Source organism: Vibrio sp. 10N.222.49.C9 (assembly GCF_041474985.1).
Classification (GTDB): domain Bacteria; phylum Pseudomonadota; class Gammaproteobacteria; order Enterobacterales; family Vibrionaceae; genus Vibrio; species Vibrio crassostreae_C.
This window is the reverse complement of sequence record NZ_JBFRVD010000854.1, coordinates 1-341: the sequence shown is the minus strand read 5'-3', so window position 1 is coordinate 341 and position 341 is coordinate 1. Positions and strand designations below refer to the sequence as shown.

General features: G+C 43.4%; 1 protein-coding gene. It reads right to left on the bottom strand.

The features are described from left to right. A partial coding sequence (locus tag AB4585_RS25920) for a response regulator (protein WP_372171641.1) occupies positions 1-270 on the bottom strand: 270 nt, incomplete at its 3' end. Positions 271-341: the final 71 nt, after the last annotated feature.

The following is a 341-nucleotide window of genomic DNA, read 5'->3' as shown; positions in this document are numbered from 1 at the left end:
GGCTTGTAGAGCATATTGATCATAGGCAGTAATAAACACCACCAATGGCATAGTGTCTGGGTCTAGCATGCTCAGCAATTCAATGCCTGATACCTGCGGCATGTGGATATCCAGAAATACAACATCCGGTTTCAAGGTATTGATCTTTTGTAGCCCTTGTATGGCATTGGCTGCTTGATCAATGACTTCTATCTGCTGTGTTTGTTCGAGAAGCTCTATAAGCTCCTCTCTAGCAAATAATTCGTCATCGATGACTAGGGCCTTAAGCATGCTTATCCTTGTGGTTGCTTGGGATGATAAAACTCATTCGAGTGTAATTGTTGGGGTCGCACTCAATCTTC